Genomic DNA, 16,855 nt, shown 5'->3' with positions numbered 1-16,855 from the left:
GGGGAGCGTACTCCAGGTCGACGGCCCGTCACCTTCGGTGATCGGCCGGGCCGGTGGTACGGCCCGGGTCGTCCCGGCGTCCGTCGCAGTCCGTGAGGCGGCGCAGCACCCGCCCGGCATCGAGGACCTTGCGCACGTCCTCCGGGGGCAGGGCGACGAGGCGCACGGCGAGGGCCTCGGCCTCCCCGCGCGCCATCCGGACGAGTTCCCGCCGGCCCGGCGCGGTCATGACCACCCGGGTGGCACGGCCGTCGACCGGGTCGGGTTCGCGGCGGACCAGACCGGCCGCCTCCAGCTGCCCCACGGCGGCGGTGACCGTGGGCTGGGTGCAGGCGGCCCGCTCGGCGAGGACGCCGACGCGCGAGGGCCCGTACTGGTTCAGCAGGGCGAGGACGATGAGCGGGGTCGGCTGCACCCTCGGCTCGGGGCGGGCCCGGCGCAGCAGCCGCACCAGGCGGTGCAGGGACACCACGAAGTCCAGCGCGTCGTCCTCGCTGACCACCGCCATCGTCCGCCCCCTCGTTCCGTCCGCGTCGGGTCAGGGAATCCCGATCGTCGGCGAGTACAGGTCCATCCACAGCGCCAGGTCCAGGGCGCGTTCCAGGCCGTGCCGGGCGGCGTGCGTACTGACCGGGGTGTCGGTCCTGACCGCGTCCTCCAGCCAGGTCCGGCTGACCAGGTCGAACACCGGGTGCGTGGACTTCGCCAGCAGGTCCTTGCCGTTCTCCTGGAGGGCCACGAAGTACTTCGGGTCCTGGGTGGAGGGGTAGGGGCTCTTGACCCGGTCGTAGACCGAGCGCGGCAGCAGGTCCGCGGTGGCCTCGCGCAGCAGGCTCTTCTCCCTGCCGTCGAAGGACTTCAGGGACCAGGGCGCGTTGTAGACGTACTGGACCAGTCGGTGGTCGCAGAACGGCACCCGGACCTCCAGCCCGTTGGCCATGCTGGCCCGGTCCTTGCGGTCGAGGAGGATGCGCACGAAGCGGGTGAGGTGGAGGTAGCTGATGACGCGCATCCGGTACTCGAAGTCGCTCTCGCCGTCGAGGCGGTCGACGCCGGCGACCGCGCGGCGGTAGCCGTCGTGGACGTAGCCCTCCAGGTCCAGGGCCTTGGCCACCTGGTCGTTGAGGATGTTGCCGTCGTCGCCGAACTCGGTCGTGAACCGCACCAGCCACGGGAAGGTGTCGGCCCGGCGGGCCTCCTCGTCGAAGAACTGGCGGTAGCCGCCGAAGACCTCGTCGGCGGACTCGCCCGACAGGGCGACGGTCGAGTGCTGCCTGATGGCCTTGAACAGCAGGTAGAGCGAGGAGTCCATGTCGCCGAGTCCGGCCGGGATGTCACGGGCGCGGATCACCCTGGCCCGCACCTCGGGGTCGGCGAGCTGGTCGGAGTCGAGGACGATGTCCTGGTGCTCGGTCCCGCAGAGGGCGGCGACGTCGTGGACGAACGGGGTGTCGGGCGTGCCCCGCAGGCTGTCGGGGACGAAGTGCTCGGTCTGGCCGACGAAGTCGACCGCGAAGCTGCGCACCTTCTCGCCCTGCTCGGCGAGTTGCCGCGCCGCGAGCGCCGTCATCGCCGAGGAGTCCAGTCCGCCGGAGAGCAGGGTGCAGCGCGGCACGTCGGAGACGAGCTGGCGGCGCACGATGTCCTCGAGCAGCTCGCGCACGCGGGCGATCGAGGCCTCCTTGTCGTCGGTGTGCGGCTCGGTCCGCAGCGACCAGTAGACGTGGGTGCGGATGCCGCCGCGTCCGACGGTGACGACGGTGCCGGGTTCGACCTCGCGCATGCCGTCCCAGATCGCGTGACCGGGCGTCTTGACGAAGGCGAAGAGCTCCCGCAGCCCGTCGAGGGTGACGCGGCGGGGGACGAGCGGGTTGGCGAGGATCGCCTTGGGTTCCGAACCGAACAGCACGCCGTCGTCGGTCGGGTAGTAGTAGAACGGCTTGATCCCCATCCGGTCGCGGATCATCACGAGCTTCTGTTCGCGGCTGTCCCAGATGGCGAAGGCGTACATGCCGTTGAGCCGTTCGGCGACGGCCTCGCCCCACTCCAGGTAGCCGCGCAGCACCACTTCGGTGTCGGAGGTGGTGGTGAAGCGGTGGCCGCGCGCGGCGAGTTCCTCGCGCAGTTCGGTGAAGTTGTAGGCCTCACCCGAGTACACCATCGCCACCGCGCCGCCCTCGGGTGCCTCGGCGCTCATCGGCTGCCGGCCGCCCGGCAGGTCGATGATCGCGAGCCTGCGGTGTCCGAGCGCGGCGGGCCCGTGCACCCAGGTGCCGCGGTCGTCAGGCCCGCGGCAGGCCATCGTCTCGGTCATCGCGTCGACCGTGTCCTGCTCGTCGCGCAGGTCCCTGCGGAACGAGATCCATCCGGCGATTCCGCACATGCGTATGCCTCCGGGCTCTAGCTGTGCCCGACCGTCGTCCGCTGCGTCACGGATCGGGTCGGCCCTGCCGGCTCCGCGGCGCGGTTGTCACTCCCGGTGAAATGTATCGGGCATCTATCAATCGAGTCTCCGTCGCCTCCGGTCGGTCGTCAAACGCCCGCGCCGACCGCGTGCTCTGCGAGGGGACCGACCGTCAGACCGGCCTCCCGGCAGGCCGTGACCAGGGCCGGAAGCGCCGCGAGGGCCGCCCGCCAGGACCCGGGGGCGGAGGCGTGGTCGCTGTCGTGCAGGAGCACGGTGGCGCCCGCGCGCAGATCGGGGCGGAGGGTCGCCAGCACGGACCCGGCGGTGGCGCCGGGCGTCCAGTCGCGGCCCCAGGCGCTCCACAGGACGGGGGTCAGGCCCGCGTGCGCGGCCGCCGCCCAGCGGCCACCGGTGAGGATCCCGTACGGGGGGCGGTACCACAGCGGTACGGTGCCGCAGGTCTCGCGGACCGTCCGGACGGCACGGGCCAGCCCGGACCGTTCGCGCGCCGGGTCCGGCAGCCAGGGGCGGTCGTGGGTCCAGCCGTGGACGGCCACCTCGTGACCGCGCCGGACGGCCTCGCGCGCGATCCGGGGGTGTCCGTCCACCCGCGCGCCCAGGACGAAGAACGTGGCCCGGACCGAGAGTTCGTCGAGGGCGTCCAGGAAGCGCGGGGTGGAGACCGGATCGGGCCCGTCGTCGAAGGTGAGGGCCACGTGGTCGGGGCGTCCGAGGCCGGCCAGGGCCGGGAAGGCCCGGCGGCGGAGCCCGGGGAGCCAGGTGGCGGCCGGCACGATGTGCCCGGCGGCCAGGACGCCGCCCGCGAGCACGGCCCGCCGTACGTCGCCGCCGCGCCTCATCGCGGCCCGCCGTGGGCGGTGCGGTGCCGGTCCTCCGCCGAGCCCGGACGGTCCCCGCCCGGGACGTCCCAGCCGCCGGCCACCGCGGGCGAGCGCGACAGCCCGACGGCTCCGGCGGCCATCAGGGCGACGCCGGCCGCCTCGGGCACGACGTGCGCCCCGAGCGCGATCCGTTCCTCGAAGAGCACCCAGCCCAGGGCCACGCTCACCACCGCGTCCCCGATGGTCAGCGCCGGCTGGGACGCGGCGAGGCTGCCGGCCCGCAGGGTGACCTGGAGCAGCAGCAGGCTGAGCAGCCCGACCGCGCCCGTCGCGTACAGCTGCCAGGAGGTGAACACCCGGGGCAGGCCTTCCGGGACGCGTCCCGTGACGTCCTTGATCAGCGCCGCCGTGCAGGCGAAGCAGGCGGCGGTGGCGCACCCCAGGACGCAGGCCCGGGCACCGCCCTTCAGCGCCCGCCCGACGAGCCACAGGACGAGCACGAGCAGCGCCAGCGGCACACCGGCGCGGGGCCAGGTGCCGGGCACGGCCTGCGCCTCGCCGCCGGACGGCCGCGCGGCGCCGAGGAACAGGGCCAGTCCCCCGGCCAGCGCCAGGAACCACAACCAGGTCGCGGCGTCGGGCCGCCGGGAGAACGCGAGGCTTCCCGCCATCAGGGTGAACAGCAGCTCGGTCGCCATCAGCGGCTGCACGACCGACAGCTGTCCCACCGCCAGGGCACTGGCCTGCAGGGCCCCGGAGACCCCGAGGGCCGCCATCCCGGCCCCCCAGAACGGGCGCCGTACGAGTTCCAGCAGGTGCCGCAGCCGCCCGCGCACGCCGTGCCCCGCACCTTCCTCCTCCTGCTGCTGCAGGGCGGCGCGCCGCTGCAGCGCGGAGGCCGCGCCGTTGGCGAGGGCCGCCAGCAGCGCCAGCACGACGGTCAGGACGGGCACCGCGTCATCCGTACTTGCCCGCGAGGCGCCGGTAGACCCACGGCATGACACCGCGCACGGCGACGGGGATGCGCAGCCACCGGGGGACGAACACCTCGTCCCGTCCGCGGTGGATCGCGTCGGTCACCACCCTGGCGACCCGCTCGACGGGCATCGGGCGGGGCCGGGACCGGGTGTACGCCACGCCCCGCGTCGCGAAGAACGGGGTGTCCACGACGCCCGGGACGACGTGGGTGATCCGCACCCCGCTGCCGGCCAGTTCGTAGCGGAGCGAGTCGGCGAAGGCGCCCAGCGCCGCCTTGGCCGCGGAGTAGACGGCCTCCTCACGGACGCCGACGCTGCCCGCGAAGGAGCCGATCAGCACGACGTGGCCGCTGCGCCGGGCCAGCATGCCGGGCAGCACCCGGCGGACCAGCTCCATCGCGGAGACGACGTCCACCATGAAGATCCGTTCGATGAGGCCCTGCGGCATCGAGGCGAAGGGGCCCGCCCAGCCGATGCCCGCCCCGGCCACCAGCAGGTCGACCCGGCCGCCCGTCACGAGCGCGGCGTCGCGCACCAGCCGGCCGGTGCCCTGGGGGTGCTCGAGGTCCGCCGGCAGCGCGGTCCCGGAGGTGCGCTCCGCGACTGCCCGCAGGCGTTCGTGGTCGCGGCCGCTGAGCAGCAACCGCCACCCCTCGGCGGCGAGGCGGTCGGCGATCGCCGCCCCGATGCCCGAGGACGCGCCGGTGACCAGCGCGACCGGGGCCGGGCCGCCGGCCGGGTCCGCCGGGCCGCGCACGGGCTCGCCGTGGACCGCCTTGCCGCCGGAGACCGCTTGGGGAGGGTGAGAGGTCATGGCATCGCTTTCTGTCCCTGCCGCTGCAGCTGCCGCCCGGAATGGCCGGTGCGGCTCCCCCGGGGCACGTCCCCCTCCGGTCTCAGTAAACCGCCCGATCGCCGGACCGGCTCTGTGGGCGACCCGCCCGAGAGCCGCGGGAGGGTCCGCCGACCAGTGCCGCAGGCCCCGGGCCCACGTACGGCGCGGCGGTCGCCGAAGCCCCGGAGCACACACGGAGAGCGGAGGGGATTCCCCTGTGACGACACGCGGCCGGTCGAGCGGCCCGGACGCGCCCCCCACGAGGCCGCCCCACGCCCCGCCCTGATCAGCACCCGCCACGGGCGACGCGAACCACGCCGGGCCCGTCGCGGAAGCCGCACCTCGGCGTCGCTGAAGACCCAGCACGACACGCCGGGGCCGACAACTTTCCCCCGCGCCAACACGTCCGGCGCCGGTCAGCCGGGGCCGGGTCCGCGCATCGTGGGGACCGGCGGGCAGGTTCGGGCGGTTCGTTTCAAGACGGGGCAAATCGGTTAGACCCGAGTAGTCCGCAACTGGTGTACGAGGTGATCACGTGCCGGATGTGCTCGCAGCAGCCCAGCCCGTTCGCTCGCGGCGGGACGTGGTGTCGCGGTGACGCACACGGGGCGGGCGGGTCGTGCGCCCCGGCGGTTCCTCGTGCTCAGCGCCTCCATGGGCGCCGGTCACGACGCGGTCGCCGACGAGCTCGTCGCACGGCTCACCGCGCGCGGCGGGCAGGCCCGCCGGGCCGACGTCCTCGACCTCCTCCCCGCGCACGCGGGCGCGGCGTTGCGCGGCTTCTACCGCGCCACCGTGCTGCACCTCCCGCTGCTCTACGCGGGGATCTACGCGGCGTTCCTGCGCCCTGGCGGGTCGCGCCGCACCCCCGGCCCCGGCGGGCTCGCGGGGCTCGCCGAGCGCGGGCTGGCCGAACTCGTCCGCCGCGAACGGCCGGGGCTGGTCGTCCCGGTGTTCCACCTGGCGGCGCAGCTCACCGGCGGGATGCGGGCCCGCGGGTCGCTGCCGGTGCCGAGCGCGGTGGTGGTCACGGACTTCGACGTCCACAGCCAGTGGCTGCACCCGGGCAACGACCTGTACTGCTGCCTCACGGAGAGCGCCGCCCGCCGGGTGCGCGAGGCGACCGGCCGCCCGGCCGCGGCGACCGGCCCCCTGGTCGCCTCCCGCTTCCTGGCGCCCGACCCGGACGCCGGGCCCTGGCAGCGGGTGTTCCGTTCCCACGCGCCGGACCGGCCGGCCGTCCTGGTCTCCGCGGGCGCCTGGGGGGCCGGCACGCACCTGACGGACACCGCGGCCCTGCTGGCCCGGGCCGGTTTCCTGCCGGTGGCGCTGTGCGGCGAGAACCGGCGGCTGCGGGCCCGGCTCTCCCGCGTCCCGGGGACGCTCGCGCTGGGCTGGGAACGGGACATGCCCGGGCTGATGAGCGCGGCGGACGCGCTGGTGGACAACGCCGCCGGGCAGACCGCGCTGGAAGCGTTGGCCATGGGACTACCCGTCGTCGGCTACCGTCCCATCCCCGGGCACGGCAAGGCCGGGGCGCACCGGATGGCCGCGCTGGGACTGACCCGCTTCGCCCCCGACCCATGGACGCTGATCGACGCCCTGGACGGCCTCACCCGGCCGCGGCGCCCGCACCGCGTCCTCTCCCCGGCCGCGGCCGCGCTCCTCGCCCCGGACACCGCCGCCCACCTGATGGAGGCCTGCGCGGCGGACCCGGTCGCGGTCTGACCCGGTGGACGCCCTGCTGCACGCCCTGTCCGTCACGGGCGCCATGACCTGGGACATCACCTGGGCGCTGATCCTGGGCTTCGCGCTGTCCGCGGTCGTCCAGGCCGTGGCCCGCACGCAGGGCGTCGCCGGCCTGCTCGGCGACGACCGGCCGCGGACGCTGGTGATCGCGGCGGGTCTGGGCGCGGCGTCCTCGTCCTGCTCGTACGCCGCCGTCGCCCTCGCCCGCTCGCTCTTCCGCAAGGGGGCGAGCTTCACGGCGGCGATGGCGTTCGAGATCGCCTCCACCAACCTCGTCGTCGAACTCGGCGTCCTGCTGGCCCTGCTCATGGGCTGGCAGTTCACGGTGGCGGGGTTCGTCGGCGGACCGGTCATGATCGTCGTGCTGGCGCTGCTCTTCCGGCGGCTGCTCCGGCCCGACCTGCTGCGCGAGGCCCGCGCCCAGGCCGACCGCGGGCTCGCCGGGTCGATGGAGGGGCACGCCGCGATGGACATGTCCGTGCGCCGCGAGGGCCCGTTCCTGCGGCGCCTGGTGTCGCCCGAGGGCTTCACTGCCACCTCGCACGTCTTCGTGATGGAGTGGGCGGCGATCCTGCGCGACCTCGTGATCGGCCTGTTCGTCGCCGGCGCCGTCGCCGCCTGGGTGCCGGACTCCTTCTGGCAGGCGTTCTTCTTCGAGGGGCATCCCCTCGCGGCGAAGCTGTGGGGCCCGCTGGTCGGGCCGCTCGTCGCCATCGCCTCGTTCGTCTGCTCCGTCGGCAACGTGCCCCTCGCAGTGGTGCTGTGGACCGGGGGCATCAGCTTCGGCGGAGTGGTGTCGTTCGTCTTCGCCGACCTGCTGATCCTGCCGATCCTGAACATCTACCGGAAGTACTACGGCCGCCGCACGGCCCTGCTGCTCCTCGGCACCTTCTACGTCGCCATGGCCGTGGCCGGCTACGTCGTCGAGGTCCTCTTCGGCGCGCTCGGCCTGGTTCCCGACCGGTCGGACGCCCGCGTCCCGAGCGGCGGCGTGCACTGGGACCACACGACGTGGCTGAACCTCGTCTTCCTCGCGCTCGCCGCCGTCCTGCTGCTCCGCTTCCTCACCACGGGCGGTCGCCGCATGCTCCGCATGATGGGCGGCCCACCGGCGTCCGCGCACTGAGGCGCCTCGGCGTCCTGGCGCTACCTCGGCCCCACCCGTTGGCATATGAAAAGACAATCGTGAATACGCCGACAAAGGCGCCTCGATTCACGCCGTGGCGCTCACTGGAAAGAGCTACTTCGAGACCGAAGCCTTGTCGCCCAATCACCCTTATGGGTTACTTCGATTGTCCGTATCAACGGCATTCGACTTTGCAGACGGACGTGGGCAAGCCCCTGTTCAGGCGGCGTCTCACACCTGACAGGCTGTTCTCCCGGCAGGTCCCCGCTCGGCCTTTCCACGAGATCGGGGCCACCGGTCACCACTTGGCCAGTGGGCACGAGAGCCGGCTCGCACCACCGGATACGTGTGCGGACCGAAGGCCTTCATCACTGCTCGGCAATGTAGCGGCATTCCGAGCGAGGAGGAACACCTCATGCCGATCAGCCCCAACCAGGGATCCAGCGCCGGAGGCACGGTCGTCACCATCACGGGCGTCAACCTCGCAGGCACCACTGCCGTGCGCTTCGGCACACGGCTCGCGACCATCACCGGCAACACGCCGACGAGCGTCACCGTCACCGCGCCCTCCGGCAGCGGGGCGGTCGACGTCACCGTCACCACCGCGGGCGGCACCAGCAACCCACTGCCCTTCTACTACATCGGGGCGCCGTTCAAGCTGAGCCTCAGCCCGACCGGCGGATCGACGGCGGGCGGGGAGACGGTCACCATCAACGGCACCGGTCTGTTCACCGCGACCAGCGTCGCCTTCGGCGCCAACTCCGCTGTGCCGACCGTGGTGTCCGACGGGCAGATCACGGTCACCGCGCCCGCCGGTACGGCCGGGTCGGTGAGCGTCAGCGTCACCACCGTCGGCGGTACCAACAACGGGTTCACCTACACCTACGTCGACGCCCCCACGCTGACGAACATCACCCCGGCCTCGGGACCGACCACCGGCGGCACCTCGGTGACGCTGGTCGGCACGGCGCTGACCACCACCACCGGGGTCACCTTCGGCGGCGTCCCGGCCAACTTCACGGTGGTCAACGGCACCGTGGTGTCGGCGGTCGCCCCGGCCGGGAGCGTCGGTGCCGTCGACGTCGTCCTGACCACCGGCGGGGGCAGCGTGACCATGTCGGCCGCGTACACCTACGTCGCGGGTCCGGGCATCTGACCCGTCCGGCCCACCCGCACCTCCCGGGCCCCCGGCCCGGACGACCCCGCACGGGCCCCCGGCCCGTGCGGGCCCGAGGAAGCCAACGACAGGCCGCCGGCCGGTCCCACACCGTACGGAGATCCCGTGAAAGACACAGCACGCCCGGAGCCGGCCGCGCGACCCACCGCCGTCGCCGCCGCTCCCGTCCTCAACTCGGCAGTCCCCAACAGCGGCCCCGCCGCGGGCAACAACAACGTCGTCCTGGGCGGCAGCGGCTTCACCGGTGTCACCGCCGTCAGGTTCGGCAGCACCGCGGCCGTGGGATACACGGTCAACTCGGCCACCCAGATCACCGCGGTCGCGCCGGCGGGCACCGGGGCCGTCGCCGTCACCGTCAGCACTCCGGGCGGCACCAGCAACCCGGTGACGTACACCTACACGGCGCAGCCCGTCCTCGTCTCCGTCTCGCCGAGCCAGGGACCGACCGCGGGCGGCACGACGGTCACCCTCACGGGTTCGGGGTTCAGCGGGGCGTCCGCGGTCCGCTTCGGCAGCACGGCCGCGACCTCGTACACGGTCAACTCGGCGACCCAGATCACCGCGGTCGCGCCGGCGGGCACCGGCGCCGTGCCCGTCACGGTCACCACCGCGGGCGGCACCAGCAACGCCGTCTCCTACTTCTACCTGAACACGCCCGTCCTCCTCTCCCTCGCACCGAGCCAGGGACCGGCCGCCGGCGGCACCACGGTCACCCTCACCGGCACCGACCTCAGCGGGGCCACGGCCGTCAGGTTCGGCAGCACGCCGGCCACCGGCTACACCGTCGACTCCCCCACCCGGATCACCGCGGTCGCCCCCGCCGGAACGGGAACGGTCGCGGTCACCGTCACCACACCGGGCGGCACCAGCAACTCCGTCGCCTACAGCTACGTGGGGTCCCCGGTGCTCACCTCACTCACCCCCGCCCTGGGGCCGACCGGCGCGGGATCGGGGGTCACCCTCACCGGGACGGGGCTGACCGCCACCACCGCGGTCCTCTTCGGTGCCACGCCCGCCGCGTTCAACGTGCTGTCGGACACGACCGTCGCCGCCGCCGCCCCGGCGGGTCCCCCGGGCGCCGTGTCCGTCAGCGTCACCACGACCGGCGGCACCAGCAACTCGCTGACGTACACGCGGGTCGCGCCGCCCGTCATCTAGGGCGTGTCGTCAAATGAGCGCCGGCCGCCCGGAGGGCGGGCCCCACGGTGTCTGGTGCGGTGCATCGCAAGGCGGAGAGTCGTCCTCGTAGTGGGCTACTCGGACGATTCGACAACGCAGCGAGGTGCCGTGCCAGGCGCCGTGGGGCAGGCGGGCATGTGACGACACGGCCTAGGGCGGACGCCGGACGTCCCGGGGCGGAGGGCCGCTCACTCCGCGTGCGGGACCTGCGGTACACACGTAACGTGACGCTCCATGACCAACTGTGACCATCGGCTCACAGTCGAACAAGGAGCCTGTTCCGTGAAATCTTGGAATGCGCGAAAGACATGGACGGCGGGAGCCTTCGCGGCGATAGCCGCGGTCGTGGGTGTCGCCTCGCCGGCGGCGGCGGCCGTCGACTCGACGACGACGCTCCAGGTGTCACCCCCGACCGCCGCCGTCTGGGCTCCCGTGCAGCTGACCGCGACGGTGGTCTGCCCCGGCGACCCCAGCGGCGTCACCGACGTCGGCATGACCTTCTTCGACGGCGGGGAGATCATGGCGACGGTGCCGGTGGCGGCCAACGGACTGGCGACGTACACGGCCAGGTTCAAGACGGCCGGCGTCCACACGGTCACCGCCGCGTACAACGGGAACGCCAACTGCTACGCCTCCAACGACGAGGGGACGGTCACCGTGACCGGGACCCCGTACTGCCCCTGGGGGACCGACCCGTGCCGGGACGACCACGCCCACCGGCCGGGCTCACCGAACTGCCTGCCCCGCACCTCGACCGCGGTGATCGACCAGCCGGTCGACTCGCGGGACGAGTGCCGGGACTGGTGAATCCCGGCTGAGGACGGCCGTCCCCGCTCGCCGCCCGCCGTCCCCCGCGCCGGGGCTCCGGCGACCTGTGGTCTCATGGGCGGTGTGAGCAGCGCCACCGAAGAGACCAACCGCCGGATGCTCCGGGCACGGGACGCGATGGACTGCTCCTACGCGCAGCCACTGGACGTGCCGGCGCTGGCGCGGATCGCGCACGTGTCGGCGGCGCACTTCACGCGCACCTTCCGGGCCACCTTCGGAGAGACCCCGCACCGCTACCTGCAGCGCCGCCGCGTGGAGCGGGCGATGTTCCTGCTGCGGGAGAGCGACCGCAGCGTGACGGACATCTGCTTCGAGGTCGGCTTCGGCAGCCCGGGGACGTTCAGCCGCACCTTCCGGGACATCGTGGGCACGTCACCGCGGGCGTACCGCAAGCAGGCGACGGCGGTGGACGTGCCGACGTGCTTCGCGAAGGCGTGGCTGAGGCCGCGTGCCTGACCTGCGGCCGGGTCGGCCGGGCGCGCCGGGGCGACTGAGCAGTTTTGGATAAGTTTCCCGGCCGCCCGGCGACTAGCGTGATGCACATGTTCAACGCCATCACGCACTCGCAGATCTACGTCCTCGACCAGGACGAGGCCCTCGACTTCTACGTCGGCAAGCTCGGCCTGGAGGTGAACGCGGACGTCGACCTGGGCTTCATGCGCTGGCTCACGGTGAACGTCCCCGGTCACCCCGAGCGCCAGATCCTGTTGGAGAAGCCGGGCCCGCCCGCGCTGTCCGAGGAGACCGCCCAGCAGGTCCGCGAGCTGCTCACCAAGGGCGCCACCGGCGGCCACCTGATCTTCACCACCGACGACTGCCGCAAGACGTACGAGACGCTCCGGGACCTCGGCGTGGAGTTCACCGAGGAGCCGACCGAGCGCCCGTACGGCATCGACTGCGGCCTGCGCGACCCCTTCGGCAACAGCATCCGCTTCACCCAGCCGAAGGCCTGACCCGCCGCGGGCGCGCGGGGCGGCGGCGATCCGTCCCAACCGACCGCCCCTCCCGGACGTCTGTATCGCACGTCCCCATGCCCGGAGGACCCGTGCCGCCGGCACGCGGCCTCCGGGCGTGCGATCGACGTCCCGAGGAGCAGCAGGCATGCCGTCGCAACACGTACCCCGTTCCGCCCGTCTCCACCGGCCGCTCCTGGCGGCCGCCCTCGTCGCCGCGGCCGTGCTCGTCACGGCCCCGCAGGCGTCGGCCGCCGGGCCCGTCCTGTCCGTCCCGTCCCTCCCGGCGGCCACGTCCGCCGTGGCCGCCCACGACCAGGCGGTCACCGGGGCCGAGCAGAAGGCGGTCCTCGGCTACTGGACGCCGGAGCGGATCGCGGCGCTGACCCAGCCGTCGTCCGGCAACCCGCCCAAGGCGGGCCCCGACGGCGCCCCGTGGACGGGACGGAACGCGCTCGCCCGCACGGTGGGCCGGCTGTTCTTCACCGACCACGGCGAGGACGCCAGTTGCACCGCGACCGTCGTCGACAGCCCCAACGGCAGCACCCTGGTCACCGCGGGGCACTGCGTGAACAACACCGACCTCATCGGTGAGGACAACCAGTGGACGCGGAACGTGCTCTTGGTGCCGGGCTACCGCGACGGGCGGGCGCCCTACGGGAAGTTCACCGGCCGGCTGGGGGTCGTCGCCCCGACCTGGCTGGCCAACGACCAGCAGCACGGTGAGGTGTACGGCGCCTACGACCAGGCGTTCGTGGTCCTCAACACGGACGCGCGGGGCCGGACCGTGCAGGAGGCGGCCGGCGCGGCGCAGCGGATCGGCTTCGACCGGCCGGGCGACCGGACGGCCCACCAGTTCGGCTACCCCCGCTCGGCCTCGGACCCGGACCGCGAGGGCCTGCCCGAGTACACCGGCGAGCGGCTCGCCCACTGCACCGGGCGGCCCGAACAGGTCGTCGGCACGCCCGAGTTCCCCGCGGCCGAGGGGCTGTGGGGCACCGAGTGCGTCATGGGCGGCGGCTCCAGCGGAGGCCCGCGGATAGCGGGCCTCGACCCGGAGTCGGGCGTGGGCACCGTCGTCGGCGACAACTCCGAGGGCAGCAGGCTCGACGCCGGGGGCAACGCCTGCGACCCCTGGGACCCGGCCCCGGGCTGCACCCGCCACCTCGTCGGTCCGCAGTTCACCTCCGCCGTCACCAAGCCGCTCTACGAGCGGGCCCGGCGCGCGCTGCGCTGACCACGCGGCACGGACCCGCCCGGCACAGCCCCGGCACCTCCCGGCCGACGGCCGGGAGGTGCCGTTCGCGCCCTTCGTCCAACGGCGCCCGGAACCGGCGTCGTTGCCGCCGGAACCGGTGCCGGCCGAGGCCTCTCCCCGGGGCCGGGAGGGCGTTAGTCTGTGCCATCTCATTGCACGGGCCATCGAGAACGGGGGGCGTGGTGCCGGGGTTCGTGTTGCTGCGTCTGCGCGCGCACCGTCTGCTGCTGGGCGCCGCCGTGCTCTCGGTGCTGCTCACCACGTGCGCGGTCGCGGCGCTCGCCGCCTTCAGCTCGGCCGTGGGGGACGCGGGTCTGCGCCGCGCGCTGCAGGAGCAGTCGGCCGCGCGGACGCTGGTCGAGATCACGGCCGACGTCGACGGCAAGGACCCGGGCGCGGCGGACGAGGCCGTGCGCGCGACCGTCACCGGCGCCTACGACGGCCTGCCGGTCTCCGTCACCGGGGTCACCCGCTCCGGCCCGTACGGGCTGCCGACGGCGCTGCGGCCCGCCGGTGCCCCGCGCACCGTCGACCCGGACCTGGCGGTGCTGTCGACCCTGGACCGGGCCCGGGTGACCATGACCGAGGGCGCGTTCCCCGGTCCGCCGGCGGACGGCGGCCCGGTCCCGGTCGCGCTGCCCGAGGCGGCCGCCGCGGTGCTGAAGGTGCGCACCGGGCAGGTGGTCACCCTGGCCGACCGGCTGCACCGCGGAACGCTGCGGGTCCGCGTGACCGGGACATACCGGCCGGTCGACCGGTATGCCTTGTACTGGCGGCTCGACCCGCTGGACGGCCGCGGCGTGCGCACGCTCTCGTTCACCACCTACGGTCCCCTGCTCACCGACCCCGCGGCCTTCGGCGCCGGCGGTGTCCCGGCGGTCGAGATGGCGTGGCAGACGCACGGGGACTTCGGTGCGATGACCACGGCCCGCGCCGACGACGTCAGCGCGAGCGTCCAGCGGGCGGTGGGGCGGCTGGACGCCCTGGAGGCCGCGAACTCCCTGGTGGCCAAGAGCGAATTCCCCGATCTGCTGGATGAGTTGCGGGGCACCCTGCTGGTGAGCCGGTCGACCCTGCTGATCAGTGTGCTGCAGCTGATGCTGCTGGCCGCGCTGTCGCTGCTCCTGGTCGCAGGGCTGCTCGCGGAGGAACGTTCCGGCGAGACCGCGCAGTTGCGGGCCCGCGGCGGTTCGCGCGCCCAGATGACGGGGCTCGCCGCTGCGGAGGCCGTGCTGCTGACCGTACCGGCCGCGGTGCTGGCCCCGCTGCTGTCCGGCCGGCTGGTCCGGCTGCTCGCGGGTCACGGGGCACTCGCCCGGGCGGGGGTCCGGCTGGAACCCTCCGCGGCGACCGCCTGGTGGGTGGCGGCGCTCACCTCGCTGGCCTGCGCCCTCGCCGTCGTCGGCCCCGTACTGCGGCGCGCGGGGACGTACGCGCAGGAACACTCGCAGCGGCGCCGCCGGCGGGCGCTGCCCGCCGCCGCGCAGGCCGGGGCGGACGCGGGTCTGGTGCTGGTGGCCGGCCTGGCCTTCTGGCAGTTGTCCCGTCGCGAGGCGGGCAGCGGGGCCCTGAGCACGGACACCTCGGGACGGCTCGGGCTGGACCCGGTCCTCGTGGGGGCCCCCGCGCTGTGCCTGCTGGCGGGCGCGGTGCTGGCGCTGCGGTTGCTGCCGCTGGCGGCGCGGCTCGGCGAGCGCCGCGCGGCGAGGGCCCGCGGGCTGCCGGCGTCCCTGGTGGGCTGGCAGCTCTCGCGCCGTCCGGGACGCGGGGCGGGACCCGCCCTGCTGCTGGTCTTCGCCGTGTCGATCAGCATGTTCGCGATCGGGGAGAACAGCACCTGGACCCGGTCGCAGGCCGACCAGGCGGACTTCGCCGTCGGCGCCGACCTGCGCGTGTCCGGTTCCGCGACGCCCGCGTTCGGGCAGGGCGGCGGCTACGACGGCGTACCCGGCGTCGCGGCCGTCACCCCGGCCGTCCGCGACACCGTGTCCCTCCCCCGCGACCGCGACGCGACCGTCGTGGCGGTCGACACCACTGCCGCCGCCCGGGTCCTGCGCCTGCGCGACGACCTGTCCGCCGAGCCGGTGGCCGACCTCATGCGGCCCCTGCGCGCGGACGGCGGCCCCGCCGCCCGCGGCGCCGGGTTCGTCCTGCCCGACGGCACGGACCGGCTCCGCCTGACGGTCCGTCTGCGTGCCGTGGGGACCGGGGACCGCGCCCTGGCCGGCACCGTGACCGACCGGCTGTCCGTGACACTGACCGACCGCTACGGCGTCCCCTACACCCTCCCCCTGGGCGAGGTCGCGGCCGACGGCCGGGAGCACGCGCTGGAGGCCGACTTCGCGTCCGCGACGGGCCGGGTACCCGGCGCGGGACCCGCGGGGCCGCTGCGCGTGACGGGCCTCGGCGCCGAGTACCAGGTGCCCCGGCGGAACGAGCGGCACGTCCTGACCGTCACCGGCGTACGCGCGGTGACCGCCGGCGGCGTGCACGAGGTGCCCTCCCCCACCGCCACGGCCTGGTCCGCCCGCACCCGGATCGACAACCCGGACTTCCCCGAGGGCCCCGGCCTCGGCTACCGCCCCGCGGACGCCGGCACCCCGCGCTCCGCCGCGGGCACCCCGCTGACCGTCCGTTACGACACCGGCGAGGAGCCCTTCCAGAAGGACACCCCGGGCGGCGCCGACACGGCCTCCCTCACCCTGCGGGCCGGGCCCCGGCCGCCCGCGGTGCTGCCCGCCGTCGTCACCGACGCCTTCCTGACCGCGGTCGACGCGAAGCCCGGCAGCACCGTCCCGGTCGAACTCGGCGGCACACGCCTGTCCCTGCGCATCACGGCGTCGGTCCACGCGCTGCCCACCACGGGACGCGACGGCTCCGCGGGCACCGGCGGCGGCGCCGTGCTGCTGGACCTGGCGAGCCTCGACCGCGCGCTCGTCTTCCAGGAGCAGCGGGCGCTGGAGCCCACCGAGTGGTGGCTCGCCGCGGGCCCCGACGGCGCGTCCCGGGTCGCCTCGGCGCTGCGGGCCCGGGGGGACGCCGCCACGATCGTGGTCCGTGACGAGGCGCGGGCGGAGCTGCGGCGCGACCCGCTGGGCGCGGGTCCGCTGTCGGCCCTGCCAGCGGCGGTGGTGGCGGCCGCGGTGCTGGCCGCGGTGGGGTTCGCGGTCGCCGCCGCGGGCGCGGTACGGGAACGCTCGGAGGAGTTCGCGGTGCTGCGGGCGCTGGGGGCGCCGCGGAGGTCGCTGGCCCGGGTCATCGCCGCGGAGCAGGGGCTGCTGGTGCTCACGGCGGTGGCGGTGGGGGCGCTGCTCGGCGGGGTGCTGACCCGCTCGATCGTGCCGTTGATCGTGCTGACGGCGCGTGCGGACAGCCCCGTGCCCGCGGTGCGGGTGGAGTTGCCGGCCGTACCGCTGCTGGAACTGCTGGCGGCGGTGGCGGTGCTGCCGCTGCTGGCGGTGGCGGTGGCGGCGTTGCGCACGGCCGATCCGGCCCGCGCGCTGCGCCGGCAGGGAGGGGAGTGA

Annotated in this window: 14 protein-coding genes; 9 read left to right on the top strand and 5 right to left on the bottom strand. The window is 74.6% G+C overall.

Translation table 11 applies throughout. The features are described 5' to 3' along the window. Positions 1–28: 28 nt before the first annotated feature. From ABZ479_RS14065 to ABZ479_RS14045, 5 genes are all read right to left on the bottom strand, one after another. Complete coding sequence (locus tag ABZ479_RS14065; RefSeq protein WP_500461816.1) at positions 29–508, bottom strand: MarR family winged helix-turn-helix transcriptional regulator; 480 nt, start codon at positions 506–508, stop codon at positions 29–31. A gap of 30 nt (positions 509–538) precedes the next feature. Continuing rightward, positions 539–2,383, bottom strand: a complete 1,845-nt coding sequence (asnB, locus tag ABZ479_RS14060) for an asparagine synthase (glutamine-hydrolyzing) (RefSeq protein ID WP_500461815.1) — start codon at positions 2,381–2,383, stop codon at positions 539–541. Positions 2,384–2,532: 149 nt separating this feature from the next. Further along, entirely contained in the window at positions 2,533–3,267 is a 735-nt protein-coding gene (locus tag ABZ479_RS14055; protein ID WP_500461814.1) for a polysaccharide deacetylase family protein, read from the bottom strand. Further along, positions 3,264–4,202, bottom strand: coding sequence for a DMT family transporter (locus ABZ479_RS14050; RefSeq protein WP_500461813.1), 939 nt, complete (start codon positions 4,200–4,202; stop codon positions 3,264–3,266). The genes ABZ479_RS14055 and ABZ479_RS14050 overlap by 4 nt, the downstream gene beginning before the upstream one ends. A gap of 4 nt (positions 4,203–4,206) precedes the next feature. Further along, entirely contained in the window at positions 4,207–5,040 is an 834-nt protein-coding gene (locus ABZ479_RS14045) for an SDR family NAD(P)-dependent oxidoreductase (RefSeq protein ID WP_499605470.1), read from the bottom strand. Positions 5,041–5,655: 615 nt separating this feature from the next. Between ABZ479_RS14045 and ABZ479_RS14040 the strand changes: the two genes are divergently transcribed. The 9 genes from ABZ479_RS14040 to ABZ479_RS14000 all read left to right on the top strand — a co-directional run bounded on the left by ABZ479_RS14040 (position 5,656) and on the right by ABZ479_RS14000 (position 16,855). Next, complete coding sequence (locus ABZ479_RS14040) at positions 5,656–6,789, top strand: MGDG synthase family glycosyltransferase (RefSeq protein WP_500461812.1); 1,134 nt, start codon at positions 5,656–5,658, stop codon at positions 6,787–6,789. A gap of 4 nt (positions 6,790–6,793) precedes the next feature. Further along, positions 6,794–7,936 carry a permease gene (locus ABZ479_RS14035; protein WP_500461811.1) on the top strand — a complete coding sequence of 381 codons (1,143 nt, stop codon included), beginning with the start codon at positions 6,794–6,796 and terminating at the stop codon, positions 7,934–7,936. A 415-nt stretch (positions 7,937–8,351) separates the two neighbouring features. Beyond that, on the top strand, positions 8,352–9,092 hold the full coding sequence (locus ABZ479_RS14030; RefSeq protein WP_500461810.1) for an IPT/TIG domain-containing protein: 741 nt from the start codon (positions 8,352–8,354) through the stop codon (positions 9,090–9,092). 126 nt (positions 9,093–9,218) lie between these two features. Beyond that, on the top strand, positions 9,219–10,271 hold the full coding sequence (locus ABZ479_RS14025) for an IPT/TIG domain-containing protein (RefSeq protein WP_500461809.1): 1,053 nt from the start codon (positions 9,219–9,221) through the stop codon (positions 10,269–10,271). Positions 10,272–10,574: 303 nt separating this feature from the next. After that, on the top strand, positions 10,575–11,099 hold the full coding sequence (locus ABZ479_RS14020) for an Ig-like domain-containing protein (protein WP_500461808.1): 525 nt from the start codon (positions 10,575–10,577) through the stop codon (positions 11,097–11,099). A gap of 75 nt (positions 11,100–11,174) precedes the next feature. Next, entirely contained in the window at positions 11,175–11,576 is a 402-nt protein-coding gene (locus ABZ479_RS14015) for a helix-turn-helix domain-containing protein (protein WP_500461807.1), read from the top strand. A gap of 86 nt (positions 11,577–11,662) precedes the next feature. Further along, a complete protein-coding gene (locus ABZ479_RS14010) occupies positions 11,663–12,073 on the top strand; it encodes a VOC family protein (protein ID WP_499605478.1) in 411 nt (136 codons plus the stop codon). 148 nt (positions 12,074–12,221) lie between these two features. Continuing rightward, positions 12,222–13,310: a trypsin-like serine peptidase gene (locus ABZ479_RS14005; protein WP_500461806.1), complete on the top strand. Its 1,089-nt coding sequence runs from the start codon at positions 12,222–12,224 to the stop codon at positions 13,308–13,310. A 215-nt stretch (positions 13,311–13,525) separates the two neighbouring features. Beyond that, on the top strand, positions 13,526–16,855 hold the full coding sequence (locus ABZ479_RS14000) for an ABC transporter permease (RefSeq protein WP_500461805.1): 3,330 nt from the start codon (positions 13,526–13,528) through the stop codon (positions 16,853–16,855).

The sequence above is a fragment of the Streptomyces sp. NPDC005722 genome, assembly GCF_040630935.1.
Lineage (GTDB): Bacteria > Actinomycetota > Actinomycetes > Streptomycetales > Streptomycetaceae > Actinacidiphila.
This window is presented reverse-complemented; position numbering and strand designations above follow the sequence as displayed.

What these genes read in the sequence shown, in the direction of transcription:
- ABZ479_RS14045 (WP_499605470.1), bottom strand. Translation starts at nt 5,040, where the DNA reads ATGACCTCTCACCCTCCCCAAGCGGTCTCCGGCGGCAAGGCGGTCCAC.
- ABZ479_RS14010 (WP_499605478.1), top strand. Translation starts at nt 11,663, where the DNA reads ATGTTCAACGCCATCACGCACTCGCAGATCTACGTCCTCGACCAGGAC.
- ABZ479_RS14005 (WP_500461806.1), top strand. Translation starts at nt 12,222, where the DNA reads ATGCCGTCGCAACACGTACCCCGTTCCGCCCGTCTCCACCGGCCGCTC.
- ABZ479_RS14055 (WP_500461814.1), bottom strand. Translation starts at nt 3,267, where the DNA reads ATGAGGCGCGGCGGCGACGTACGGCGGGCCGTGCTCGCGGGCGGCGTC.
- asnB (WP_500461815.1), bottom strand. Translation starts at nt 2,383, where the DNA reads ATGTGCGGAATCGCCGGATGGATCTCGTTCCGCAGGGACCTGCGCGAC.
- ABZ479_RS14065 (WP_500461816.1), bottom strand. Translation starts at nt 508, where the DNA reads ATGGCGGTGGTCAGCGAGGACGACGCGCTGGACTTCGTGGTGTCCCTG.
- ABZ479_RS14015 (WP_500461807.1), top strand. Translation starts at nt 11,175, where the DNA reads ATGGGCGGTGTGAGCAGCGCCACCGAAGAGACCAACCGCCGGATGCTC.
- ABZ479_RS14030 (WP_500461810.1), top strand. Translation starts at nt 8,352, where the DNA reads ATGCCGATCAGCCCCAACCAGGGATCCAGCGCCGGAGGCACGGTCGTC.